The 24,732-nt window shown below is 49.1% G+C and carries 20 protein-coding genes; 13 read left to right on the top strand and 7 right to left on the bottom strand.

What is annotated here, in order from left to right; all coding sequences use genetic code 11:
• Nucleotides 1–40 precede the first annotated feature (40 nt).
• The 3 genes from ACYVF1_RS00420 to ACYVF1_RS00430 are packed head-to-tail and all read left to right on the top strand — an operon-like array spanning nucleotide 41 to nucleotide 3,719.
• Nucleotides 41–1,978, top strand: a complete 1,938-nt coding sequence (locus ACYVF1_RS00420) for a TonB-dependent receptor plug domain-containing protein (RefSeq protein ID WP_461074483.1) — start codon at nucleotides 41–43, stop codon at nucleotides 1,976–1,978.
• On the top strand, nucleotides 1,978–3,033 hold the full coding sequence (locus tag ACYVF1_RS00425) for a YncE family protein (RefSeq protein ID WP_461074485.1): 1,056 nt from the start codon (nucleotides 1,978–1,980) through the stop codon (nucleotides 3,031–3,033). The genes ACYVF1_RS00420 and ACYVF1_RS00425 overlap by 1 nt, the downstream gene beginning before the upstream one ends.
• Nucleotides 3,030–3,719 carry a Dph6-related ATP pyrophosphatase gene (locus tag ACYVF1_RS00430; protein ID WP_461074487.1) on the top strand — a complete coding sequence of 230 codons (690 nt, stop codon included), beginning with the start codon at nucleotides 3,030–3,032 and terminating at the stop codon, nucleotides 3,717–3,719. Before ACYVF1_RS00425 ends, ACYVF1_RS00430 begins: the two co-directional genes overlap by 4 nt.
• Nucleotides 3,720–3,747: 28 nt before the next feature.
• Here the strand turns inward: ACYVF1_RS00430 and ACYVF1_RS00435 are convergent, their stop codons facing one another.
• Complete coding sequence (locus ACYVF1_RS00435) at nucleotides 3,748–4,788, bottom strand: SDR family NAD(P)-dependent oxidoreductase (protein WP_461074489.1); 1,041 nt, start codon at nucleotides 4,786–4,788, stop codon at nucleotides 3,748–3,750.
• Between the two features lie 298 nt (nucleotides 4,789–5,086).
• Here ACYVF1_RS00435 and ACYVF1_RS00440 point away from each other — a divergent pair, with 298 nt between their 5' ends.
• Entirely contained in the window at nucleotides 5,087–5,908 is an 822-nt protein-coding gene (locus ACYVF1_RS00440; protein WP_461074491.1) for a LytTR family transcriptional regulator DNA-binding domain-containing protein, read from the top strand.
• A gap of 15 nt (nucleotides 5,909–5,923) precedes the next feature.
• On the opposite strand, the gene ACYVF1_RS00445 is transcribed toward ACYVF1_RS00440, so the two are convergent.
• Nucleotides 5,924–6,394, bottom strand: coding sequence for a response regulator (locus tag ACYVF1_RS00445; RefSeq protein WP_461074493.1), 471 nt, complete (start codon nucleotides 6,392–6,394; stop codon nucleotides 5,924–5,926).
• Nucleotides 6,395–6,654: 260 nt separating this feature from the next.
• Here ACYVF1_RS00445 and ACYVF1_RS00450 point away from each other — a divergent pair, with 260 nt between their 5' ends.
• The gene (locus ACYVF1_RS00450; protein ID WP_461074495.1) at nucleotides 6,655–7,116 is read left to right on the top strand and encodes a response regulator; all 462 of its coding nucleotides are present in this window, start codon (nucleotides 6,655–6,657) and stop codon (nucleotides 7,114–7,116) included.
• Between the two features lie 121 nt (nucleotides 7,117–7,237).
• Here the strand turns inward: ACYVF1_RS00450 and ACYVF1_RS00455 are convergent, their stop codons facing one another.
• A complete protein-coding gene (locus ACYVF1_RS00455; protein WP_461074497.1) occupies nucleotides 7,238–10,237 on the bottom strand; it encodes a PAS domain S-box protein in 3,000 nt (999 codons plus the stop codon).
• Nucleotides 10,238–10,312: 75 nt separating this feature from the next.
• Entirely contained in the window at nucleotides 10,313–11,752 is a 1,440-nt protein-coding gene (locus ACYVF1_RS00460; RefSeq protein WP_461074499.1) for a chemotaxis protein CheB, read from the bottom strand.
• Nucleotides 11,753–11,855: 103 nt separating this feature from the next.
• Between ACYVF1_RS00460 and ACYVF1_RS00465 the strand changes: the two genes are divergently transcribed.
• Entirely contained in the window at nucleotides 11,856–12,896 is a 1,041-nt protein-coding gene (locus ACYVF1_RS00465; RefSeq protein WP_461074501.1) for a chemotaxis protein CheB, read from the top strand.
• Here the strand turns inward: ACYVF1_RS00465 and ACYVF1_RS00470 are convergent.
• The 3 genes from ACYVF1_RS00470 to ACYVF1_RS00480 all read right to left on the bottom strand — a co-directional run bounded on the left by ACYVF1_RS00470 (nucleotide 12,885) and on the right by ACYVF1_RS00480 (nucleotide 15,792).
• The gene (locus ACYVF1_RS00470) at nucleotides 12,885–13,406 is read right to left on the bottom strand and encodes a hypothetical protein (protein WP_461074503.1); all 522 of its coding nucleotides are present in this window, start codon (nucleotides 13,404–13,406) and stop codon (nucleotides 12,885–12,887) included. The two genes, ACYVF1_RS00465 and ACYVF1_RS00470, sit on opposite strands and share 12 nt — an antisense overlap.
• Before the next feature lie 96 nt (nucleotides 13,407–13,502).
• On the bottom strand, nucleotides 13,503–14,537 hold the full coding sequence (locus tag ACYVF1_RS00475; protein ID WP_461074505.1) for an SDR family NAD(P)-dependent oxidoreductase: 1,035 nt from the start codon (nucleotides 14,535–14,537) through the stop codon (nucleotides 13,503–13,505).
• A 97-nt stretch (nucleotides 14,538–14,634) separates the two neighbouring features.
• Nucleotides 14,635–15,792, bottom strand: a complete 1,158-nt coding sequence (locus tag ACYVF1_RS00480; protein ID WP_461074507.1) for a zinc-dependent alcohol dehydrogenase — start codon at nucleotides 15,790–15,792, stop codon at nucleotides 14,635–14,637.
• A gap of 383 nt (nucleotides 15,793–16,175) precedes the next feature.
• Between ACYVF1_RS00480 and ACYVF1_RS00485 the strand changes: the two genes are divergently transcribed.
• The 7 genes from ACYVF1_RS00485 (at nucleotide 16,176) to ACYVF1_RS00515 (ending at nucleotide 24,728) form a co-directional block, all read left to right on the top strand.
• Nucleotides 16,176–17,249 carry an NAD-dependent epimerase/dehydratase family protein gene (locus tag ACYVF1_RS00485; RefSeq protein ID WP_461074509.1) on the top strand — a complete coding sequence of 358 codons (1,074 nt, stop codon included), beginning with the start codon at nucleotides 16,176–16,178 and terminating at the stop codon, nucleotides 17,247–17,249.
• Nucleotides 17,250–17,418: 169 nt separating this feature from the next.
• On the top strand, nucleotides 17,419–18,390 hold the full coding sequence (locus tag ACYVF1_RS00490) for a GDP-mannose 4,6-dehydratase (protein ID WP_461074511.1): 972 nt from the start codon (nucleotides 17,419–17,421) through the stop codon (nucleotides 18,388–18,390).
• Nucleotides 18,384–19,859, top strand: a complete 1,476-nt coding sequence (locus ACYVF1_RS00495; RefSeq protein ID WP_461074513.1) for a glycosyltransferase family protein — start codon at nucleotides 18,384–18,386, stop codon at nucleotides 19,857–19,859. The genes ACYVF1_RS00490 and ACYVF1_RS00495 overlap by 7 nt, the downstream gene beginning before the upstream one ends.
• A 10-nt stretch (nucleotides 19,860–19,869) precedes the next feature.
• The gene (locus ACYVF1_RS00500; protein ID WP_461074515.1) at nucleotides 19,870–20,832 is read left to right on the top strand and encodes a glycosyltransferase family 2 protein; all 963 of its coding nucleotides are present in this window, start codon (nucleotides 19,870–19,872) and stop codon (nucleotides 20,830–20,832) included.
• 75 nt (nucleotides 20,833–20,907) lie between these two features.
• Nucleotides 20,908–22,785: an asparagine synthase (glutamine-hydrolyzing) gene (gene asnB / locus ACYVF1_RS00505; RefSeq protein ID WP_461074517.1), complete on the top strand. Its 1,878-nt coding sequence runs from the start codon at nucleotides 20,908–20,910 to the stop codon at nucleotides 22,783–22,785.
• A 91-nt stretch (nucleotides 22,786–22,876) separates the two neighbouring features.
• Nucleotides 22,877–23,824 (top strand): glycoside hydrolase family protein, encoded by a 948-nt coding sequence (locus ACYVF1_RS00510; protein ID WP_461074519.1) that lies wholly within the window; start codon nucleotides 22,877–22,879, stop codon nucleotides 23,822–23,824.
• A 76-nt stretch (nucleotides 23,825–23,900) separates the two neighbouring features.
• On the top strand, nucleotides 23,901–24,728 hold the full coding sequence (locus ACYVF1_RS00515; protein ID WP_461074521.1) for a hypothetical protein: 828 nt from the start codon (nucleotides 23,901–23,903) through the stop codon (nucleotides 24,726–24,728).
• Nucleotides 24,729–24,732 lie beyond the last annotated feature (4 nt).

Genomic DNA, 24,732 nt, shown 5'->3' on the forward strand with positions numbered 1-24,732 from the left:
ACCAACTGGTTTCGACACACTTTTTAACATCAACTGTGAAATGCAAGCCCTTCGGTGGTGGGTATTGGGCCTGTTTGTCGGTTTAGGAGCCGGGCAACGTAGCGTGGCGCAAAACGATACGTTGCGGACGAGTTCGGTGGTGTCGCTGTCGGCGGTGACGGTACGTGCCATTGCGCCCGAACGGTTCATTGCCGGGCAGAAACTTCAACGTATCGATTCTACTACGTTGCTCCAGTTTCAGTTTGGCTCACTGACTGATCTACTGACGTTCAATACGCCATTGGCTTTCAAAAATTACGGCTCTGGCCAGTTGGCAACGGTTTCGTTTCGCGGTACATCGGCGAACCACACGGCTGTACTCTGGAATGGCATCAACATCAACCAGCCGAACCTGGGGCAAACCGATTTTTCAACACTTCCCGTAGCTGGTTTCGACCGATTATCGGTGCAGTATGGGGCGGGTGGATGCGTAGTAGGCTCTGATGCTGTAGGGGGGAGCGTTTTGTTGAGCAGTGCGCCTAACTGGAAACAGAAATTCAGTGTTACGTTAGGTCAGCAACTGGCGTCGTTTCAGAATTACCAGACGCAATTGGGGATTCGGTATGGTGCCAAACTGGGCGAAAACTGGCAGCTTTCTGGACGAACGTTTGGATATCGGCATCAGCTCAACAATAAATATCCTTACCAGGAACGTAGCGGCTATTTCGTCGAACCATCGACAACGGCGCAACGCGGGCTGGTTCAGGATTTATTCTTTCGCCACAAAAGCGGGAAACAGATTTCAGTCAATGCGTGGCTGACTGATAATGACCTAATTATCGCCCCGCAGGACACCATTGCGCGCGAACGTACCCGCACGCAATCGGCTCGTTTTCTTACTACGTATGAAGCCAATCAGCTGAGCATTCGACTGGGCTGGATTCGCGATCTGATTGATTACGCCAAAGAAGATTTCTCAAACCCAAGTCATACCGAAACGGACCGGTTTATTGGTCGTGTCGAACGGGAATTTAATCTTTGGCCGGGCCATCAATCCGTCAATCTAAATCTGCGCGTTGGTGGAGAATGGTCGCATTATCGCACGCGAACGGATGGCTATGGTGGCGGATTAATTACCGAAAATCGACAGGATTTATACGCGTTGCTACGTCTCCAGACCAATCGCTGGCTGGTATCGGCTAATGTTCGGCAGGCGTTTGTTACACGCTTCAACCCGCCTTTGACCCCTTCACTGGGTGTAGAATATAAACTGATTCAACATAGCATCTGGAATGTAATTGCCAAAGGTTCAATTGGTTATAGCTATCGCGTTCCTACGTTGAATGAGCGATACTGGCTCGTACTGGGCAATCCTGACCAGCGACCGGAACGTGGTATGAACATAGAAGGTGGCTTGGCTGCAACTGCTACGTTCTCCGATCAACTAAAATTAACTGCCGAGGCCACCGCGTACCATAATCGCGTCGATGATTGGGCATACTGGAACCCGGCTAAAAACTACCATGTCGAAAATCTGCAACTGGTCGTGGCACGCGGGCTGGAATTCACGACTACGTTGACTTATGCACGAAATGGCTGGCAGGCGGGTTTGCGGACGGGATATGCTTACACGCGGGCGTCGCAGGAACGGGTGTATGATACGTATGCGCAGGACGTAGTCGGTAAACAACTGGTTTATATTCCGGTGCATACCGGTACGTTCAACGCCTATGTGCAACGCGCCAAAACGCGGCTGACCATCCAAGCGCAAACGACCTCCCGGCGCTACGTTACGTTCGACAATACCCAGTTTTTCAAAGGTGTTACGTTGACGAACGTATTGCTGGAGCATTTCATGAAACTTGGCCCGGTGCCGGTTCGGGTGCAGGCACAGGCAAACAACGTATTTGATACGCTAGCCATCAGCGCCAAACGGAATGCTCTTCCGGGACGTAACTGGGCGCTCAATCTGATTATTAATTTTCCTTCTAATACCTAATGAAAAAGCAATCGACAAAAGGACTGGCTCTGGTTTTACTGGCGCTGAGCGTATGGAACTGTAAAACGTCTGATCCGGAACCAACTCCTTATGAGTCAGGTATTTTTATCCTGAACTCGGGTAACTTCAGCGATAATAACGGTACGGTTTCATTTTTGCCGCGCGGTAGCCAGACTATTTTGACCGATATTTTCAGGACTTCTAATCCTACTATGACCTTAAGCGGTGGTATTCAGGGCTATGCTGATATAAGCGGCAAAGGGCTGATTCTGGTTGATAATAGCACGGCCGGGCAGGACAAGGTAGAAGTAGTTGAGTCTCCGAATTTTAAAACGCGCTTTACGCTGAAATCGCCGGATATTGAAAATCCGCGTCAGGTGATTCAGGTTGGGCCAAATCGGGCCTACGTTAGCTGCTGGGACGTATCAGGCGATTTCTCGAAAGGCACGTTCTACAAAGATCCGGGCTATATCGCTGTTGTTGATTTGAATGCCAGTAAAGTCACAAAGAAAATACCAGCCGTGAAAGGAGCCGAACGCATGGTGCTGGCCGGAACGGAGGTGTTTGTGGGCAGCACTACCTACAGCGGAGATAAAACCCTACTAATTGTCGACGCCAATACCGACGAGGTGAAGCAACGGATCGATTTTGTTGCAACGCCGGAACCAATCGGGCTTGACGCCGATGGGAAGCTCTGGATACTGGCCGCAAAAGATTTATTTCAGATTGAGCCTGCCACCCGTGCCACACTCAAGCGATTGACATTTGCGTCTGCACCAGCCAATGTTACGTTCAACGCTGATAGAAGAGCTTTTTACTACACGCTGAATGGCAGAACGTACCGGCTTGATACCAGCTCGAGCACAGCGTCGGGCATGCAGAAAATCGCCCGTTCGTTTAATGCGCTGGGTGTTGATCCGCAAACGAAAGTGATTTATGGGGCAGTCGTTCCGTCGTATAAGCAGGCGGGATACGTAGTGCGGTACGATGAAGGTGGTACGTTGATCGACTCCGTAAAGGCCGAAATTGCGCCATCAGGCTTTTATTTTCGATGAGTCGCGATCGGGCCATTATGAACTGGAGCGGGGGCAAAGATTCGGCCCTCGCTCTGTATCATAGCCTACGGTCGGGGCAGTGGAACATTACGTCGCTACTAACGTCAGTGAATGAGCAGCATCAACGGGTAAGTATGCATGGCGTTCGTATTGAACTGCTTCAAAAACAGGCAGATCGGCTACAGATTCCGTTAGAAATGCTACGTTTGGCCGGCGACGTATCGATGGAACTTTACAACGCTCGAATGGCCGAAATGCTACAGAAATTTGCAGCACAGGACATTACAACGGCCATTTTTGGCGACATTTTTCTGGACGATCTGCGCCAGTATCGCGAAGCCCAACTAGCACAGGTGAATCTGAAAGCCAGCTTTCCGCTCTGGCAACGTAACACGACTGAACTGATTCACGAATTTGTTGATCTGGGGTTCCGGGCGGTGCTGGTATGCGTCAATGAAAAACAACTGCCAGCTGATTTTGTTGGTCGCGAACTCAACTTGGACTTGCTCAAAGACTTGCCCAAAACCGTCGATCCCTGCGGTGAAAATGGGGAATATCATTCGTTTGTGTACGATGGCCCTATATTTTCGTCGCCCATTCCGTTTGTGAAAGGCGAAATCGTTCGGCGAACGTATTCGTCTGAGGGCGGTTGGGATAGCGGATTCTGGTATCAGGATTTAACGTAACGTAGCGCGGATTTCCTCTTGTGTTACGTTAAATCTCATTGTTTCTCTCCGCAGCTTGGTCAGTAAGGTTGGTCAAAAAAGACGAAGATAACGGGGTTTCACTGGCAGCGCCGGATGCCCGGTATTCGCCGATGCCACCCGGATTGGGCAAAAGCGTATTGGCGAAACCCATGATTTCGGACAACAGGCCGGGTGCTACGCCCTGAATGGCGCTGGCAAGTTTAGCGGGTCCGCCCAGAAGACGTTCGGCTTCACCATACCGGCAGGCTTCCAGAACTTCGTGAGCGGCATCCTCCGAATTCATGGTGAACAAAGGTATTGAATCGCCAATTTTAAAAGCCGCGTATTCTTTGCGATGCTGCCCTTTGAACGTAGCGTTACGTGGACTGCCAGTACGCATCAGGCCGGGGCAGATAGTTGTTACGTAGAGGCCGTATTTCTGTAGAGCCGCCCGCAAACCTTCCGAATAGCCAACCAGCGCATATTTACTGGCCGAGTAGGGGAGGAGATGCGGAACCGAAATTTTGCCACCTATCGACGAGATATTAACGATACGTCCCGACGACTCCCCTCGTTTGGCCCGCTCCAGCATCTGCGGCAGGGCTGCGTTGATCAGGTGGAAGGCCCCCCAGAAATGCGTGTCCATCGCTTCCCGGAAATCATCTTCCGTAACGTGCTCAAAAGGCGCTACGCTGATAACCCCCGCATTGTTTATCAATACGTCCACTGGACCCACTTCCTGCTGAACAGATCGAATAAATTGTTCAGCCTGCATTTTATCGGTAATATCACAAACTTGCGTAAATACTGAACCGCCCAGCTGTTCCAATTCCTGCCGGGCAGTGGCAAGTTCTCCTTCCAAACGCGCACAGATTGCAAGTTTCGCTTCTTCCTGTATAAATAGCCTGGCCAGCTCAAGGCCAAGGCCGCGGGAGCCTCCGGTTATAACTACCGTTTTTCCACGGAAATCGAATTTACGTTTTCGGGCCAGTACGGCTCTGACGGAAGCCAGCGTAACCACCCCGGCTGCGGCCCAAAGGAGAGTTTTAGTTGAGGTTGATAAGTGCATGTAAGTTTACTACGTTGATGGTTCTGAGTATATTCCGGGAGCCGGATCACGAGTGGCCTGTTCGGCTTCCCATTCTATGGTAGCATAACCGACCTCACGTCACAAGGTTTGTAATGGTGGGTCTGAACAGCTTGAAACTGTACCGTTTTCGGGCCGTTTCCTCATCAATTTATACGTCAGCCGGGTGAATAAAACTTAGTCGGAGTAGCCGTGTTACGTTTTTAGATTGAAAAGAAACAGTCGCACTAAGATATACGTAGCCGTTGTCCTCTTGTGTGTTACGTAGCCAGCAAGTTCTATGAGTATTATCAAACCGACGCTGCTTCACCCTGAGCGCATCAATTATCTGTCAGGAGCCAACAATTATAGTTGGGTTTACTTTCGGGACGGAGAAAAAAGGTTGCTGGCAAAGCCGATCAGCTACCTTGAAACATTATTGCCCGATTTTATCCGGGTCCATAAAACAGCATTGATCAACCCGGCATATATTACTAAACTTTATCAGCCTCCGCGCCGGAAAATGTCGGGGAAGGTTTACCTGGATACGGGTGATGTATTCCCGGTTAGCCGTCGTCGGTTACAAACAGTGATTGATTTACTGGAACGACAGGCCGAAATAAATAATTCTGGCGGCATCCTTCGCGAAACAAACGCTGAAACAACAAATTTGGTCAGCGAGAAAACCGCAAGTGCGTTTGTATTCCTGGCGACGGAAGACGAGGGCCTGATGCCGATTTTGAACCAGATCGTCACGAATAAAAAGTTCGGGTATAAACTGCATATGACCAAAAGCAGTACGTCTTTGCCTGATTTGTTGAAGCCACTGATGCTCCGCGATTACCCATCGTTGATTTTTATCGATACCCGAACGTCGATGCTGGAAGGCTTGCGTACACTTCAACGGTTAAAGGCAGACAAATCACTTTGTCGGATTCCAGTTATTCTGATCGTGTCGCCGGCCGATCAGCACATTATTAACGGGTATCAGCATCAGGCAAACTCCGTTATTACGTTGTCTGGTGGCTATCCGGTCGTGGAAAGCGTGCTGGAAAGGATCTGTCAGTTCTGGTTGCGGGTAGTAGCCCTTCCAAATACAGTTTCTATGGCGTCGGTCGCGTGATGTAAACGTTGACTATTACGAAAAGTGGATAGGCGGCAACGAAACGGTTTCCCACCAGTAGGCCCGTAATTCCTGAAAGAAACTGATCCAGCCCTGAAAATCAATGGGTTTGATTAAATACGACGCACTGCCAAAAAGGTATGCTTCTTCGATATCGTCCCGAGAACTGGATGAACTCAGAATAACAACCGGGATACGGCTGCTGGCCGCAGGTAATCTTTTGATTTGGTTCAGTAACTGCCAGCCTGCATCGCGAGTTGGCACATACAAATCCTGCAAAATAAGCTTTGGTAGCTCCCACTCCTGCATACTCCATTCACTAAGTAAATGCATGGCCTGATCGGCAGTCTGGGCGTGTACGGGCGTTACTTCAGGAAGCACCTGCTGCATTGCCTTTTTCAAAAGCTGCCAGTGGTCAGCACTGTCTTCGATGACCAGCATTTTTGCCCGGGCGAAATTTCGGTGTGTTTGCTCAGTATTATTCATATAGGTCATAAGTTGAGGGGAAAGTGATACTAAGTTATCTATGTCTATTGATTTACTAGTATTAATTGGAAAAATAATGACGGAAGATGGTTTACCTATAATAGATAAGCAACTAAATAAATATTTTGTTTAAGGAATATGACAATTAATCAAACAAAGGATCAGATGCTGAATTAAACGCTACGTCGGCTTTATTCAGGAGTAACAGACAGTGCTATTTAGAAGATTAAACAGATTCTCAAACCCTCTTTTTTCGAAAAATGAGTCCTCTAACCAAACAAGTACAACAAAATAAACTGCTGGTCATCGAAGATAATGCCGATGAATGGTTCATGATTGAGTGGACTCTGCAAAAAGTTTTCCCCGAAGTTGACCCTATCTGGCGTAAAAATGCAGTTCAGGCACTCGATTATCTGGAAGATTGCCTGGAATGTAGCGGACCGTTACCTAAATTAATTTTACTGGATTTATACCTGCCCAAACTCGAAGCTGGCTTGAACGTATTGCAAATTCTGAAAACGCACTACGTTTATCAGGAAATTCCGGTTGTCATGCTCAGCATCTCCGACGATCAGGCTGATATCATGCAATCCTATGGGCTGCACAGCAATTCGTTTATAGTAAAACCTAACGGATTCAACCAATGGGTTCAATGCTTGGCATCGCTCCGTCACTATTGGCAAGACGCTGTTACGCTGTCCGGACACACGCAAAGGTTTTAAAGTTGCTGGGTTGTAAAGTTATAGAGTTATAAAGTTGCAGAGTTGTAGAGTTGACGGTTATAATGAGAACTCTACAACTTTACGACTTTATAACTCTATAACTTCTCCGCGCTAGTCCTGATCAATACTTCTTCGGAAACGATAACTGGAAACGAGTACCCGTTTCAGGACTACTGTCGACTTCCTGTTGGCATTCCAGTAAATCACATAGCTGACGTACGATGACCAAACCAATACCTTCTCCCGACTTTGTGTGACCCGATTCTGGCAGGCCATCGCCCGTATCCTCAATCGTAAGTTGCCACGTATCGGTGAAGTCTTCCCACCGAACGGTTACCCCTCCCGTTTGTGTATATGTCAATCCGTTCAAAATCAGGTTCTGGGCAATACGTTGGAGTTTAACGGGATCTGTCTCTACCAGGAGGCTTTCATCACCTTCGGCTCGTAGCCAGAGGCCACGTTGATTAGCCAGTGGACGGGCGCTCTCGATAATCTCACTGACTAATCTGGCGACATCGACGGTAGCCAAATTACGTTTTTCCTGACCAGACTCCAGGCGAGCAACATCCAGGAGTTCAGTGAGCATTTGTGTAGCCTGCCTCAGATTCCGATTGAGCATCGATAACATCTGACTACGTTCCTCATCAGAATTGGCTAAATCAAGCAGGCTGGCAGCCCCCTGAATAATACCAAAGTTACCACGCAAGTCGTGCGATGTACTACGTAGAAACTCGCCCCGCTCCCGAATTTGCACCCGAAGTTGGGTCAATAGCTGGATATTTTCGTTCGAATTTTCCAGTTCGTTCAGCAAATTTTCCTGTCGTTCTTCCGCCGTTTTCAGGGCTGTTATATTTTGCCCGGTTAACACAACGCCATCGTCATATTTGACGAGTGTGTGAAGCATCCACTGGGCGTTATCGGGCGAATACCACTCTTCGTAGAAGGATTCATTCGTTTCTAATACCTGGCGCAGATTGGTGAGCGTTTCCTGGTGCCACAACTTATCGGCTATTTTCAGCACCGATTGCCCAAAAAGCTGCTGGATAGGAAGATTGAGATTTTGGGCGAATAATTTGTTGCAAACAGCAATGTTAAAATCGGCTATCTCGCCCTGCTCGTTGCGAACGGGCTTCAGAAAACAAATGGACGTGATTGAGCTGTCGAGGACGGCCTGTAGATACTCCGCTGTCTGCTGAATCTGCACCTCGTTGATTCTCCGGTTGGTTACATCTTCGGTAATTACAACCAGTAGCTCATCGAGTTTATAAGCCTTGAAATGAAACCAGTGATGCATGTTGTCGCCGTCATACCACAGTTCAAAATCGGCTGACTCTCCGGTTGTTGCTACGTGTTTAAATCGATCCAGAACGTTGTTCGACAGGGTAGTAGGGAATGACTCTGAAAAGCGGGTTCCAATAACATCTCTATCTCCAATTGTCCGGGTGTTAAAAGCATTGGATATCAGCATCTCGAAGTCTTCAATAGATCCGTCGACACCGTATGCATTTTTCATGACAACAATCGAAATCGGCGCTGCATTGATCACGGCCTGAAACAAATCGAGGCTTTTCTCCAGCTCCTGCGTTCGTTCCTGGACGCGCCAGTCTAGCTCCTGATTCATCTCTTTTTGCATATGAACATCAGCCGAACTGCCAATGTAGCCGTTGAACTGACCATCGGGGCCATACACCGGCTGAGCATGTTCCAGCATCCACCGATAATCGCCTTCATACCCTCGCAGCCGGTATTCGGCATTAAACCCATGCTGAGCCTTGGTTCCCGACTCGAATGAAGATTGATACGTTGGCCGATCTTCAGGATGTAACGAACTGATTACGCCATGCATCTGTACGTCTTCGATGGTACGTCCTGTAAACTGGCTCCATACCTTGTTCAGAAACGTAAACCGGCCACTGGCATCTGTTACCCAGATGAGTGTCGGTACGTTATCAGCAATTTGATGAAACCACGCTTCGCGTTCGGCCAGCAGCCGCTGCGCGCGTCGGTGTTCAGAAATATCATCGATGGCCAGCAGAATGGAACTCTGTTGGCGGACAACCCGCCGGGCATTGAGCGACAGTATTTTTTCGTCGGCATCAAACGACTTATACGTCATTTCGAATCCCTGGAACTGTACACCCGACGTAATGATGTCAGTCAGCATAAGCCGTAGTTCGGGGATATCCCACTGACGGTTGTCCAGTTCGTAAATGAGCCGTCGCTCGGTTTCACCTTCACTGATCCTAAAAAGTCGATAAAACGCCTGATTCGCACTTTTAACCCGCAGATCGGCATCGAGTACCAGCGTGGCTTCGCGAATTGTACCAAAAATATCTTCGGCAAACTGATAGGCTTCCGACAACTGGTCGTTACGTACCTGCAACTCCTGATTGATGGTCAGCAGCTCTTCATTGGTCGACTCAATTTCTTCCTTACTGGTTTCCAGCTCTTCGTTAATACTCTGTAATTCTTCGTTGCTGCTGATGATTTCTTCGTTGGCCGACTGGAGTTCTTCATTGCTGGCTTCCTGCTCTTCAATGATCGAGCGCATGTCTTCGCGCAGGTTGGCCAGCTCAGATTCCAGTTCTTTGATCCGGCGGTTGCGCGCGTCGGCGGAGCGCGTCGTAGGAACCACGGGTGGCTCCACTTCCTCGAAAATGATCAGAAAAAGCCGCTCTTCACCGACGGTGTCGATCGGGATGGCTTCGATCGCAACGTAATGAACTTTGTTTTTGATTTTTACTTCCAGGCCGCTCTTCCGCACCGATTCGCCCGACTTCTGAACTTTATGAACGGCGTTACGTAGTTCGAAAACGAGCGATGGCCGGGCCATTTTGATCAGGTTCAGGCTGGCTTTTCCCGGTGAAGGTTCGAGAAACAAACCCGTTGACCCCCGAAACTGAAGAATTTCCAGATCCTGATTCACCACCACGCTGGCCGGTACGTACTGATTCAGCAGAAGGTTGTCGATTATTTTGTCGAGATCGGAAGTCGGGCTACTCCACCGATCCTGATGAGGTGGCGTGCTACGTTCGCTGGGAGTGCCTGTCAGTAAAACGGTTTTGGGAGCCAGGGGAGGGCGGTTCGTAATTCGATCTCCTTCGGACAGACGGGGTGTCATGGTGAACGTAGCGCGGCTGTCGACGTCATTCTTTCGGGAAAAAACCTTGTAATTTTTTTCCAGCTGCGAAAACAACTATGTTGACGTACCCACGGTTTCCGACTTACCCAGTATCAGATAGCCGTTTGGGCTAAGGGCATAGTGGAACGTAACGATGGCTTTGCGCTGAAGTGTTGTATCGAGATAGATGAGCAGGTTTCGGCAGCTAACCAAGTCGATACGTGAAAAAGGTGGGTCTTTGAGCATGTTGTGCGGGGCAAATACGCACAAATCCCGCACCGATTTATTGATGCGGTAATGATCGTCTACTTTCGTAAAAAACCGTTGCAGTCGCTGCGCCGATACGTCCATTATTTCACCGCGCGTATAGCTGCCCAAGCGGGCTTTGGCTACGGCGGATTCGCTTAGATCAGTAGCGAATATCTGAATGGTTCGGCTGATTGCCCGGTCGCCCAGCACTTCCAGCAGCAACATGGCCAGCGAATACGCTTCCTGCCCGGTTGAGCAGGCGGGTACCCAGATACGTAGCGCGTCCTGCGGAGGTTTTTCACGGATCAGTTGAGGCAGCAGTAGTTTCTGCAGGTAATCCATGGTTTCGGCATCCCGAAAGAAGGTCGTTACGTTGATAAGCAGGTCATCATACAACAATCCGGCTTCTTCGGGGTGCTGACGCAGGTAATTGGCGTAGTCACGCAGCGATTCCAGTTTGTAGAGCAGCGTCCGCCGGATGATACGTCGGCGAATAGTTGTTACTTTATAATGGGTAAAGTCTACGCCTGTAGCCCGACGCAGAATCTGAATAATACTACGTAGGTCTTCGTTGGCGCCGGCCGTGGGTTCGTTCATCAACGATTCCAGGCTTTCGACCTCCTGATTTTCGGTCAGGGTTGTTTGCTGAAACAAAGCCGTTTGCTCACTAAGTCGCTCCAGTTCACGGGCTATTTCGGCCGGTGGCAGAACCTTGTCTACCACGCCATCGGTAATAGCCGATCGGGGCATACTCTGAAAACGAGCCGATTCGTCCTGAGCCAACGTAATGCCGCCAGCCGCTTTGATGGCCCGCAGCCCGAGCGTTCCGTCGGAAGCCGTTCCCGACAGCACCACGGCAATGGCCCCTTCTTTCTGTCGCTGAGCGAGCGACAAAAAAAACTGATCAATCGGCATATGAATGCTCGAACGGGCTTTTCGCGGAATCAGCGTCAGTACGCCGTCAAGAACTTCCAGATCGCGGTCGGGCGGAACAATGTACAGATGATTCGGCTCCACACGCATCAGGTGTTCGGCCTCGCGAACAGTCATGGCGGTAGCCCGCCCCAGTATTTCGCTCAGGTGACTTTCCTGGGTTGGATCAAGATGCTGAATGTATACAAAGGCCAGTCCAGTGGTTGGCGATAAATTGTTCAGAAGTTCGACAAAAGCTTCCTGCCCGCCCGCCGATGCCCCAATTGCAGCAATTGGCACATTCTGCGATGAGGGCTGGGTTGCGAGCCCAGACTGATCTTGTTTTTTAGCCATACATTTATTCGCGATCTTTCAGCTGAACCAAGCACTCATACTGTGGTTTAGTAAAGATAAGGGTTAGTATAATTGATTCATAAAGGTAAACGTTACCCACAGAATGGCAAAACGAGATATAATCGTAATCGGTACGTCGGCGGGCGGGGTGTATGCGCTAAAGGAACTGGTGGCCGTTTTGCCTGCTGATTTTAAGGCGTCCATTTTTGTCGTTATGCACGTATCTGCGCATTCGCCCAGTTATCTGCCCGAAATTTTAACGACCGCCGGTAAGTTAAAAGCCATCCATCCTAAAGATGGCGAACCGATTCAGCAGGGGCACATCTACATCGCCCCGCCCGATCACCACCTGCTGATTGAGTATGATCAGGTTATTGTGAAGAAAGGCCCCAAAGAAAACCGGTTTCGCCCATCAATCGACGCGTTATTCCGGTCGGCAGCCTACATGCACGGTCCACGGGTTATTGGTATCGTGCTGACAGGCTTGCTCGACGACGGTACGTCGGGTATGTGGACGGTGAAGCGGCTCGGCGGGCTCACGATTGTGCAGGAGCCCGACGAAGCCTTGTATCCGAGTATGCCCGATAGTGTCCTGAATAATGTAGAGGTTGATCACTGTGTATCTATCGCCGAAATGGGATCGTTGCTCAATCAGTTGATCGAGGAGACGGTTCCTGGCAGACCAGATGTGGAACCTGACGTACGGGAGCGGATGGAGGCCGAAGTAAATATTGCCGCTCAGGATAGTGCCTTTGAGCAGGGAATTATTGGTATGGGTGAATTAACCCCGCTTACCTGCCCCGAATGCAATGGCACCTTAATCAGTATAAAAGAAGGTAAACTGATACGTTACCGCTGTCATACGGGCCATGCGTTCACAGCGAGCACGTTGCTGGCCGAAACAACCAAGGTAATTGAAGAGTCGTTCTGGAAAGCGGTACGTAGTCTGGAAGAAACCGTGATTCTACTCGAACAATCTGGAAAACAGTTCGCCGAGGGAGGCAACGCGGAGGCTGCTGAACAGTTTATATCCAAAGCCCAGGAAACCCGTGAACGGGCCCGGATTGCCCACGAATTTGCGTATCAACAGGAACGTCTTAGCGAAGATTCTGCTTTGTTGCCGAATCGAAAGTCAGACAACTAACTGTTTCAGTTTTGCCTGCACTGCATACCGGTCGGTAAGTGCTTTTTCTAATAAATACCGGTAATTGGCTATGGTACGTTCGTAATGGCCAACGAGTTTGTCTTTTCGATCAGGCGAAAAAATAAAGGCGTCAGTTCGCTGTTGCATTTCTTGAAAACGGTTTATTGACGACTTAAGCCAGACAATCTGACTGGTATAGATGGCGATACGTTGCCGCATGATCTCCTGCCGGAACTGATCTGAGTTATCAGGAGAACCAAGTGGATTTTTTAGGGCTTTTTTCCACTGCTTTTCTAATTGACGGATGGGTATGGTAACGGATTTTCCATCGAAAGCCTCGCCTGGTAATTCCGTGCGAATACCATCTTCATGAATAGAGGCTTGGACAATTATATGCCCTTCGGCAGCTATAACGCTCAGAAAATCAAAGACATCATCCAGGCCGATCATGTCACAGGCAAATTCTCTCCATTGGGCTTTTTCATCAAGAGCCGTAAAAGACAAAAGCATAAAGCAGGTACTTAAACAGATAGGATCAAAAATAAAAAACTTCCCGAACGACGTAGCAACTAATTGCTACGTCGTTCGGGAAGCAAAACCGATGATTTACGCAAATTGTTCTTCGGCTACTTCTTTAGCTTTCTGATAAGCTCCTTTTACTGAGTCGGTAGCGGCATCGAGTATGTTTCTGGTTGATTTGCCAACCTTTGCTGCCTTATATCGGTAGCGCATTCGATCATAGGGATTTGCCTGGCGATACGTCAGATACAAACCCGCTACCAGCCCGGCCACTATGCCGAGGCCAACGGCAAACTGTTTGCTACGTTCTTTTTGGTCTGCTGAATCACTTTTAGGCTCCATGTCCTTCCGCGCGTTGGCGGCTATGAGCGGGTCGGGCAAAACATGCGCCATAGCCACGCGGGCTTTGTTCATCCAGCCAGCCACTACGTGGTCTTTGCCAGCCATCAGAGCTTCATAGCCTTCTTTGGCTACGTCGGCCGGATTTGCTGTTTTAGCCGGGTCCGCTCCTTTGATGTCAGAAGCCCCCGCTGCGTTGAAGAAATTGGTATTGGTAGCGCCTGGCATCAGTACCGTAACCGTTACGTTCGTACCCTTTAATTCGTTACGTATGGCTTCCGAAAACGATTTGATGAAGGCTTTAGTAGCACCATACACCGCCATCATCGGATTCGGTACAACCGAAACTTCAGAACCAAGCATCAGGATTTTACCGTCCTGACGGGCTACCATATCTTTAACGTAAAGCTTGGTGAGGTGCATCAGCGCCACGGCATTGACCTGCACTACGTTCAGTTCCTTCTGCAGATCGGTCTGGGTGGCAAATTCACCATATTCGCCGAACCCTGCGTCGTTAACCAATACGTCGACATAAATGCCTTTTGATTGGGTTTCAGCGTAAATTTCGTCGGGCGCGTTAGGATCAGCCAGATCTTTTTCAATAATCACGGTTTCGGTACCGTACTGATTTTTGTGTGTATTTGAGAGCTGTTCGAGTAGTTCAGTGTTACGTCCTACCACAACTAATTTATAGCCATCTTTGGCAAATAAGCGGGCCAGTTCACGGCCAATTCCACTGCTGGCACCTGTTATAAGCGCCGTTTTTCCGGTTTGATTTTCCATCGTTGAGTCATTTAATGGTTTTTACCACCCCTACTACAGGCAGGGTTGGGCCTACGCTGAGTTGGATGTGGTAAACTATACAACCGCTGTGCAGTCGTTAGGGTTTAAGGACCACCTTCGTACAGTCGTCCTGTTTGTTCTTAAACATATCATAGGCCCGCGATACTTCCGACAAGGGCAGAATGTGCGAAATGATGTCGTCCAGCACTACTTTCCCCTGAACGACCAGGTCTAAAAGATGATCGATGTTTTTGTGTACGAACGACTGACCGCTACGTATCGTAATGCCTTTATCGAAGACGCGGCCAATGGGAAAATTATCGGAAGGAGCGCCGTATACGCCAACCACCGACACAATGCCACCACGACGTACCGCCTGAAAACACAGCTCTAGCACCTTGGTTGTCCCTTTTTCGAAATTGATAACGGCTTTTGCCTTCTCCAGTATGGTTCGATTGGCTTCCATACCAACCGCATCAACGCAGAGATCGGCGCCCCGGCCTTCGGTCATCTGACGTATCGCTTCTACTACGTCGACCTCATCGGGATTCAGTGTTTCGACTTTGTTGACCCGCCGGGCGCGTTCGAGCCGGTATTCGAGTGGGTCGATGGCAATTACCCGACCGGCACCCTGAATCCAGGCGGCTTTCTGAGCCATCAGCCCCACGGGACCAGAACCGAATATCGCTACGGTTTCGCCACCTTTCAATTCGCCCCATTCGATAGAACTCCAGCCCGTTGGAAAAATATCGGAGAGAAATAAAACCTGTTCGTCTTTCAACGTTTCTGGTACGTGCCGTAGTCCATAATCGGCATAAGGCACCCGAACGTACTCAGCCTGCCCACCGTTGTAGCCGCCATAAAGATCAGTGTAGCCGAAAAGACCACCCCCTTTCTGAGAAAGCAGCCCGCCATCGGGGCCGTAATGTTTGGTATTCGACTCTTCGCACTGCATCTGCAGATTATGCTGGCAGAAAAAGCACTTACCGCAGGCAATCGTAAACGGCACCACCACTCGGTCACCTTTTTTCAGGTTTGTTACGCCCGAACCGACCTCTTCAACGATGCCCATGAATTCGTGGCCAATCACTTCGTTCTGAAGCTGTGGAATGAAACCGTCGTAAATGTGTAAATCAGAGCCACAGATGGCCGTCGACGTAACGCGGACAAGCGCATCACGTGAATCTTCGATACGTGGGTCATCCGTGTTTTCGATGCGGATGTCGCCGATTTTGTGAAAAACAGCTGCTTTCATAGGAGATTAAAACGTTGAGTATGCAATCAGAAAACTAACCACTTGGCGGAAGGAAGGTTCTGAGAAATCTATCAGATACCTGAATTAAATAGGATTTCAGATTGACGTAATGCGGCCAAACCAGCGCCATTACGTATTGCCGTAAAGTTAATGACGCCGTACATGGGCCAGCGCGTTGTAAAAAGTGATAAACTGGCTCGTTGACATTCATTTATCAACTTTTTCAGAACGTGGCCGTTCACTAAGAAGCGGCCTAAATGTTAGGCAAACCCATTGACCAAACGCACTATGCGTCGGATTTTTGTGTTACTTTGCTCACTAGAAACACTCTTGTAAAAGAGTATTATTTAAATAGACAAGCGGCTCTATACGCGAAAAACACGATGAAAATTGCATTAGTTACGGGCTCAGCCGGTCTGATAGGCAGTGAAGCCGTTGCCTTCTTTGCGGATAAATTCGACCTCGTGGTCGGCATTGATAATAACATGCGGCAGTACTTTTTCGGTGCCGACGGCTCGACCGAATGGAACCGAAACCGGCTGGCCGATACGTATAAGAACTACCAGCACCGCACCGCTGATATTCGGGAAGTACCGCAACTGGAAACGATTTTCCAGGAATTTGGTACCGACATTAAGCTGGTGTTGCACACGGCTGCTCAACCCAGCCACGATTGGGCCGCCCGCGAGCCATTCACCGATTTCGGTGTGAACGCCGTTGGTACGTTGAATATGCTGGAGATGACGCGTCAGCACTGCCCCGAAGCGGTGTTCATTTTCACATCGACAAACAAGGTCTACGGCGATAACCCAAATTTTCTGCCGCTGATTGAAACCGAAACGCGCTGGGAAATCGATCAGAACCACCCGTATTTCGCCAACGGTATCGACGAGCACATGAGCCTAGACCATACCAAACACTCGGTTTTCGGTGCTTCGAAAGTGGCGGCTGACATTATGGTGCAGGAATATGGTCGGTATTTCGGCATGAACACGGGCGTTTTCCGGGGTGGCTGCCTAACTGGTCCAAATCACTCGGGAGCGCAGTTGCACGGGTTCCTGTCGTATCTGATGAAATGTGCCATTACGGGCAATCAGTACACGATTTTCGGCTACAAAGGCAAGCAGGTTCGCGACAATATTCATAGCTGGGATCTGGTGAACATGTTTTGGCATTTCTACCAGAATCCACGTCCGGGTGAGGTCTACAACGCGGGTGGTGGTCGTTACGCCAACTGTTCGATGCTCGAAGCGATTGCGCTTTGCGAAGAAATTTCGGGTAACAAAATGAACTACCAGTATTCCGAAACCAACCGGAGCGGTGACCATATCTGGTACATTTCGGACCTCACTAAATTCAAACAACATTATCCGGGCTGGGACTGGACGTTCGATTTGAAAGAAACCATGACCCAGATTCACGATAGCATGGCGGCCCGTCTGCTACCAACTACTTAAGGTTTTACCACCCCCAACCCCCTCCTGAAAACAGGAGGGGGCTTTCTCAAATACCACAGCTCATCATTTATCCAAGTGCGTAATGAGGAGAGTTGTACCCTGCTACAGAGCCCCCGCCTGTTTCAGGAGGGGGTTGGGGGTGGTAAAACGCAACTGATTTAAGCTGAAGATGGCAACTACTCCCCATTTTTTGATTACGGGCTGTGCGGGTTTCATCGGTAGTCACCTTACAGAGCGATTGTTAAATACAGGTTATCGCGTTACGGGCGTCGATAACTTCGATACGTTTTACGCGCGCCACTACAAAGAGCGAAATCTCTCGGTGGCGCGCCAGAACCCAAATTTTACGTTTGTCGAAGCCGACATCCGGCAAACCGACTGGCTCGCCAGAATCAGTACCGACATTGATACAATCGTTCATCTGGCGGGTAAAGCCGGTGTTCGGCCTTCCATCGATCAGCCCGCCGAATACATTTCGACCAACATCGTCGGAACGCACAACTTGCTGGAATGGATGCGCGCGCAGAAGGTGAATAAGATGGTTTTTGCGTCGTCGTCGTCGGTGTATGGCAACAACGAGAAAATCCCGTTCAGCGAAACCGACAGCGTCGATAATCCGATTTCGCCCTACGCGTTTACCAAAAAGGCGTGCGAGTTGATGAACCACAGTTACCATCATCTGTATGGTATGGGGATTATCAACCTGCGTTTCTTCACGGTTTACGGCGAACGGCAGCGGCCCGATCTGGCGATTCACAAGTTCGTGCGAATGATGGCTAATAACGAGCCAATCACTATGTACGGTGTGGGCGATACGTCGCGCGATTATACCTATGTGAACGATATTGTCGATGGCATCGTGGCGTCCATTACGTACCTGAACGAACATCCGCAAGCGTTCGAGACTGTTAATCTCGGCAACCAGAGCCCTGTTACGTTGCAGCAATTGGTCGATACATTGTATCGGCTGATGGAAAAAGAGCCGAACATCATCAACCTGCCCAAACAGGCTGGAGACGTAGAGCGGACTTTTGCCGACGTAGCAAAAGCCAGTAGTTTGCTGGGTTATCAGCCTCGCGTACCGCTGGAAGAAGGACTACGTCGTTTTGTAGCGTGGTACAAAAAGGAGCAGCCATGCTGAAAAAAATCCTGGCTCATCGCTGGCTGGCTCCTCTTTTCTGGATAATACTGGCGCTTGTTGTTAAAGGCGCCTTTTTCGCTTGGTACCTCACCAAGACGTATTACCACGATGTACCGGGATTTTTAGGGCAGAGCAATGGCGATATGGTCACCTACGTAACGCCCGTCGAACATTTGCTCGTTACGGGCAGCTTCGACACGGGCGAACGTATGCCAGGTTATCCCATGGTGTACTACGTATTGCGTAGGTTGATGAACCAGGCCGACGCCTGTAACGCGCTCATTTTTATTCAGTTAATTGTCTCGGCAATTTCCGTATATGTACTGGGCCTGTGTGCACGACGACTTTTTAAAAACGAGCAGGCGTTTTACTGGGCCTATTTCATTTACCTGTTCAGTACGTTCGTCAGCATCTTCGACGCGTATTTCCTGACCGAAAGCTTCGCGGCTTCGGCGTCCATTTTCTTTGTTCACGCGTGGCTACGTTCTGAGGATAGACGTTCGCTACGTTGGCTGGGACTGCTGGCCGCTGGTGGCTGGATAACCTGGTCTGTTTTTCTGAAGCCCGCTCATGCGCCCATGCTGGCTATTTTACCCACCATCTGGGGATTGCAGTGGCTGAAGGGTCAGTTGAAATTTGGCAAAGTTGTTCAGTTTACTACGTTGTTTCTGTTACCCTTTGTCGTTACCGATGGTGTATGGACGCTACGTAATTACCGTCATTATGGCGAAGTTATCCCGCTGCTGAAAAATCCGTGGTATCCCGCAAGCGTCTGGCCGACGAATTATTTCGACATGATGGATTTTTACAAGACCTACGGCGAAGATTATTCGTTCTGGTTTCCAAATACGGGGGTTCGTTGGATGTTGGGATGGAAAAACGATGCCTTCGTACCGCCCTTTCGCTGGTACGTTAAGGAGAATTTAGGCCCCCCGCCGGATTACGTGTATACCTCTCGGTTCAATAAGGATTCGATTACGCACCTTCGGAATCTGTATTACGAAACTGCTAATAACCCGAACCTCGACTCGACTACTCGAAAAGCGTATCACGCTGAAATTCATCAGAAACTGGGTGAGTATACGAAGTCCGTTCAGGAAGAAAAGCCGTTCGTGTACTACGTTCGGGCACTTAGTCGCTACACCTTTACGTTCTTCAACGGAACCTGGGGGTATAACTTTTTGGACGACATTATTCCTGCTCAATGGCCGCGTTGGCTGCTACGTCTCTATCATTACGTATTTATCTTGTTACCGGGCGTAGTAGGTTTGGTGCTGATGCTGATTCGCGGATTTCGTAAGGAGCCTCGAATGCTGGCCGCACCATTAGCTATATTCATGTGTACTGCTGTTTTCGTGGTCATACTGAGGCACCCGGAAACGCGTTATCTGGTTCCATTTTACCCGTTTCTGGTTTTAAGTGCCGTTTGTACTTTTTTAAGCGTTCCGATGCTTAAATTTGCACGTTAATTATAAAACTATGACGTATCTATCCGTAATACTGCCCATTTACAACGAATCGAAGAGTATTCCCATCCTGTTCGATGCGCTGGACGATGCTATTGGACAGTATGATTACGAGATTATTGCGATTAACGACGGCTCCAAAGACGATTCGTTTGCTCAGCTACGTAAAATCTGCGCGCAAAACGACCGCGTGAAAGCCATCAATTTCAAACGGAATTTCGGACAAACGGCTGCGATTAACGCTGGTATTCAATATGCTTCGGGCGAGATTATTGTCCTGATTGACAGCGATCTGGAAAACGATCCACACGATATTCCCAAACTGATCGAAAAACTGGATTCGGGATACGACGTAGTGAGCGGCTGGCGGCAAAACCGTTGGGAAAAGGAATTCCTGACGCGCAAGTTACCCTCGCGCATGGCGAACAGTCTCATCAGCTCTATTTCGGGGGTTAAACTGCACGACTACGGCTGTACGCTGAAGGCATATCGGCGGGAAGTTATTAAAGATGTTATCCTGTACGGGCAAATGCACCGGTTTATTCCGGTTTATTGCGCCTGGCAGGGCGGCAAAGTGACCGAAATGCCCGTAAGCTACCGCCCTCGGCAGTTTGGGAAAAGCAACTACGGCATCTTTCGTACTTACAAGGTTTTGCTTGATTTAGTCCTGATTAAGTTTCTGGACAAATACATGCAGCGTCCGATTCACTTTTTTGGCGGAGCGGGAATTCTGGCGTTTCTAGTATCGTTGGCTGCTGTTTTGTTGGCCGCTTTTTTCAAAATTACCGGCCAGAAAGATTTAGTTGAAACCCCGTTGCCCACAATTGGGTCTATGTTTTTTATCGTAGGCATTCAATTGGTGCTGATGGGCGTGCTGGCAGAGATTTTGATGCGAACGTATTACGAATCGCAGCACAAAATGCCGTATAGCGTAAAGGAAACTATCAACTTCGGACAGGAGTCCGAAGTGGTTTGAAAATATAGTTCGTAGTTTTTGTCATCCTGACGAAGGATGACAAAAAGAAATCAGTTACTCTAAAACTATAGGTCTATGTGTGGAATAGCGGGATTTATAGGGCGTGGCAGCGAAGATGATCTGCTACGTATGATTCGTCAGTTACGCCATCGTGGCCCTGATTTTCAAGGTGGCTGGTGGCAGCCGGGTATCGGTCTGGGTCATGCGCGGCTCAGCATCATCGACCTGAGCGATGCCGCCAATCAGCCGTTTTTTACCGCCGACGAGACTATTGGGATGGTCTTCAACGGCGAGATTTATAACTTTCAGGAGCTACGTAACGACCTGCTGAAGCTGAATAAATACACGCTACGTACTACGTCGGATACGGAGGTGCTGGTGTACATGTACGAAGAATACGGCGAGGCCATGTTCGATCGGATCAACGGCATGTTCGCCTTCGTGATTCACGATTTCAAACGGAAACGTACCATGATGGCCCGCGACCGCATGGGGAAAAAGCCGCTGTATTATAGCGTAGCGGGTGATACGTTGGTCTATGGCTCTGAGCCGAAAGCCCTGTTGCAACACCCGCTCGTTTCCAACGAAATCAGTCCGGATGCTATCAACGCGTATTTGACCTTTGAATACGTACCGACGCCTTATAGCATCTTCCGCGACATTCATAAGCTGGAGCCGGGTCAATACATGATTTTTGAGGAGGGACGTATCACCAAACACCAGCCGTATTGGAACGTTACGTTCAACCACCAGCCAATTACGTTTGAATCTGCCATTGACCGTTTCGATGCGCTGCTCAACGACGCAACCGCCATTCGGATGATCGCCGACGTACCACTGGGAATCTTTCTGAGTGGTGGACTGGATAGCTCGGCGGTAGCGTATTACGCACAGAAAAACAGTGCGGTTCCGATAAAAACGTTCTCGATTGGTTTTCAGGAGAAATCCTACGACGAAGCTAGCTACGCCCGAGCGGTTGCCAAACATCTGGGTACTGACCACCACGAAAAAACCTTAACGGCACAGGACTCTCTCGATTTGTTGCCCAATATTACTGATAAACTCGACGAGCCGTTTGCCGATGCGTCCATTATTCCGACGTATCTGTTATCGCAGTTTACGCGTGAGCAGGTGACGGTTTCGCTGGGTGGTGACGGTAGTGATGAATTGCTGGCGGGTTATCCAACCTTTACGTCCGATTATGCGCGGGGCGTGTATAGCAAGATGCCTCGGTTTGTACACGCGCTAGCGGGCCACGCGGCTGATTTATTGCCTGTTAAAGATGATAACATCAGTCTGGATTTTAAAGTGAAGCAATTCCTGAAAGGTTTTCAGGAAAAACCGGTATATACGCATACACTCTGGTTGGGCAGTTTTTCGCCGTCGCAAAAGCGGCAATTGCTGTCATCGTCGGTACTGAGTCAGGTGACGGATAAAACCGGTTTGGGTCTTATTGATAAACATCTGGCGCAACTGCCCGCCAATACCGACTCGTTCGATCAAACGTCGTATATCTACTACCAGACGTATTTGCTGGATGATATTTTGACCAAAGTTGACCGGGCGAGTATGTATAATTCGCTGGAAGTGCGGGCACCGTTTCTGGATTATCGGATTGTGGATTTCGCCAATAGTTTGCCAGAGTCGTACAAGCGGAAAGGGCTTTCGGGAAAATACATTCTGAAATCGCTGATGCGCGGCAAAATTCCCGACGACATCATTGATCGGCCCAAAAAAGGCTTTGGCATTCCGTTGTCGCAATGGCTACGTAACGAACTGCGTCCGCTCTGCGATGATCTATTGTCGGAAGCGTCGTTGAAACAGCACGGTCTGTTCAACTACGACTACGTAGCAAAAATCAAGAACGAACATTACGCCGGTAAACAAAACAACCGCAAATTGCTCTGGACGCTGATGGTATTCCAGCAGTGGTACAGACACTACGTTCAATGAATGCTGTAAACTGTTTGATGACGAATGGCAGCAGTTATTAGATTTTGCCAAGATTCTTAAACATTCTACAGCATCCATTATTCATTACATTATGACCTGGCAGAAAAAAGGACTGATTTATAAACCTGACGGCTCAAAACCATTCAGCCGGACACACGCGCAAGTTCCATTTGGCTTTCCAATGGCCGATAAACTTCGCGTTTACTTCTCAACCCGCGACGAAAACGTATCATCTGCTACGTCGTTTGTTGAGCTTGACCCGAATGACCTGACTAACGTTACGTATATCCACGACAAACCCTGCCTCACCAAAGGCGAAGTTGGGATGTTCGATGATTCAGGAGCTATGCCTTCGTGGTTTCTACCCGTTGGGGACGAAATCTGGTTGTATTACACGGGTTGGAACAAAAGCGATACGGCCAGTTATCGGCTGGGTATCGGTCTGGCAATCAGTAAAGATGGCGGATTGACCTTCGAGCGTAAATACACAGGACCACTTCTCGACCGCTCGATTTATGATCAGGTTTGGATTGCGCAGCCCTGCGTCATGCGCGAGGAACAAGCTGATGGAAGCATTCGGTGGCGGATGTGGTATTTGTCCTGCACGAAAATTGAGGTGATCAACGGTCATCCCGAGCCATTTTATGATGTAAAGTACGCCGAGTCGGAAGATGGCATTAAGTGGGAACGTACCGGCCACGTTTGCGTAGGCTACGACGAGTTTACGGACGCCATTGGTAGGCCGACGGTTTATAAAGATGGGAATTTGTACAAAATGTATTTTTCCTATCGCAACGCTACCAACTACCGCACCGATGTCCGGCAGAGTTACCGGATTGGTTATGCTGAGTCGACGGATGGTATTACATGGAATCGGAAAGACGAACTGGCAGGTATTGAACGGTCGGAAGAAGGCTGGGATTCATTGATGATGGACTATTGCCACATATTTCCTCATCAGAATCAGTGGGTTATGTTTTATAATGGCAACGGCTTTGGCGCATCCGGTTTTGGGTATGCAACTCAGCCTGCCATATGATAAGAATCAGCAGGGCGGAATTTGCATTTTGCAAAGATAGGCTCCTATTTTGTATCAAATCAGTACGTTCATAACCATGAAAGAAGTAGCAAAATACATTATAAAAGTTGATGCCGAATTCAAGGATGGTCAGATTGTGCCTGAGATTCCGTTTGAAGAGGTAATGCGGTTGGTTAACGAACCAAACATCGTAATCGTTAAAACAGGGATTCCAGAGGCTACGCTACGTAGTGTTATCGCAGCAACCCGTGAATGGGCCGATAAAACTCCGCTAGCCGAGGGTCCTGATACGTTCGATAATAATCAGCATAAGCAGCGTTTGCACATTGCCAAGATTCAGCAGGCTCCGCAGCTGTTTCACGACCATACTTTCGACGCTATTCTGGATTTAGAAGAGCCGACGAAAGAGACTTTACTGAAGGTTTTTACGCCGTTACGTCAGTTCTGGAACAACTTGACCGGAAATAACGAAGAGTATGGTATCCGCAAAGGAGAGCCATTTTTCCATCCACAAGTTACCCATTATCCGCTTGGAGGCAGCTTCTTTGGGCGGCATTGGCACCCCTTAAATCCGCAGAAGGTTGGCACAATTCTGGCACTAAACCAGTACAGAGTCGATTACAACTCGGGCGGTACGGGCTACGTCATCAACGATCATATTGTCGAGACGGAAGGCTATCAGGACATGGGCGATATCATCCTGTTCCGATACGATTTGCCGCACTGGGTTAGTCCGTCGAGTTTTGCAGATCGTTTCAGCTGGGAAGATCCGGCTGGGCGTTGGGTGGCAATTCTGCCGTTCTACGATCCCTGGGCCAAACCAGCCGATAAAGACGAGCCGCAAGGCTGGAAAGCACAGATTCAAACCGCTAAAAACGCTACGTCGGAGGAGGCCGTTGTTTAGTCTA

The sequence above is a fragment of the Spirosoma flavus genome (genome assembly GCF_054778555.1).

Coding starts and splice junctions, on each gene's coding strand:
- ACYVF1_RS00420 (WP_461074483.1), top strand. CDS start 41: ATGCAAGCCCTTCGGTGGTGGGTATTGGGCCTGTTTGTCGGTTTAGGA.
- ACYVF1_RS00425 (WP_461074485.1), top strand. CDS start 1,978: ATGAAAAAGCAATCGACAAAAGGACTGGCTCTGGTTTTACTGGCGCTG.
- ACYVF1_RS00430 (WP_461074487.1), top strand. CDS start 3,030: ATGAGTCGCGATCGGGCCATTATGAACTGGAGCGGGGGCAAAGATTCG.
- ACYVF1_RS00435 (WP_461074489.1), bottom strand. CDS start 4,788: ATGCACTTATCAACCTCAACTAAAACTCTCCTTTGGGCCGCAGCCGGG.
- ACYVF1_RS00440 (WP_461074491.1), top strand. CDS start 5,087: ATGAGTATTATCAAACCGACGCTGCTTCACCCTGAGCGCATCAATTAT.
- ACYVF1_RS00445 (WP_461074493.1), bottom strand. CDS start 6,394: ATGAATAATACTGAGCAAACACACCGAAATTTCGCCCGGGCAAAAATG.
- ACYVF1_RS00450 (WP_461074495.1), top strand. CDS start 6,655: ATGAGTCCTCTAACCAAACAAGTACAACAAAATAAACTGCTGGTCATC.
- ACYVF1_RS00455 (WP_461074497.1), bottom strand. CDS start 10,237: ATGACACCCCGTCTGTCCGAAGGAGATCGAATTACGAACCGCCCTCCC.
- ACYVF1_RS00460 (WP_461074499.1), bottom strand. CDS start 11,752: ATGGCTAAAAAACAAGATCAGTCTGGGCTCGCAACCCAGCCCTCATCG.
- ACYVF1_RS00465 (WP_461074501.1), top strand. CDS start 11,856: ATGGCAAAACGAGATATAATCGTAATCGGTACGTCGGCGGGCGGGGTG.
- ACYVF1_RS00470 (WP_461074503.1), bottom strand. CDS start 13,406: ATGCTTTTGTCTTTTACGGCTCTTGATGAAAAAGCCCAATGGAGAGAA.
- ACYVF1_RS00475 (WP_461074505.1), bottom strand. CDS start 14,537: ATGGAAAATCAAACCGGAAAAACGGCGCTTATAACAGGTGCCAGCAGT.
- ACYVF1_RS00480 (WP_461074507.1), bottom strand. CDS start 15,792: ATGAAAGCAGCTGTTTTTCACAAAATCGGCGACATCCGCATCGAAAAC.
- ACYVF1_RS00485 (WP_461074509.1), top strand. CDS start 16,176: ATGAAAATTGCATTAGTTACGGGCTCAGCCGGTCTGATAGGCAGTGAA.
- ACYVF1_RS00490 (WP_461074511.1), top strand. CDS start 17,419: ATGGCAACTACTCCCCATTTTTTGATTACGGGCTGTGCGGGTTTCATC.
- ACYVF1_RS00495 (WP_461074513.1), top strand. CDS start 18,384: ATGCTGAAAAAAATCCTGGCTCATCGCTGGCTGGCTCCTCTTTTCTGG.
- ACYVF1_RS00500 (WP_461074515.1), top strand. CDS start 19,870: ATGACGTATCTATCCGTAATACTGCCCATTTACAACGAATCGAAGAGT.
- asnB (WP_461074517.1), top strand. CDS start 20,908: ATGTGTGGAATAGCGGGATTTATAGGGCGTGGCAGCGAAGATGATCTG.
- ACYVF1_RS00510 (WP_461074519.1), top strand. CDS start 22,877: ATGACCTGGCAGAAAAAAGGACTGATTTATAAACCTGACGGCTCAAAA.
- ACYVF1_RS00515 (WP_461074521.1), top strand. CDS start 23,901: ATGAAAGAAGTAGCAAAATACATTATAAAAGTTGATGCCGAATTCAAG.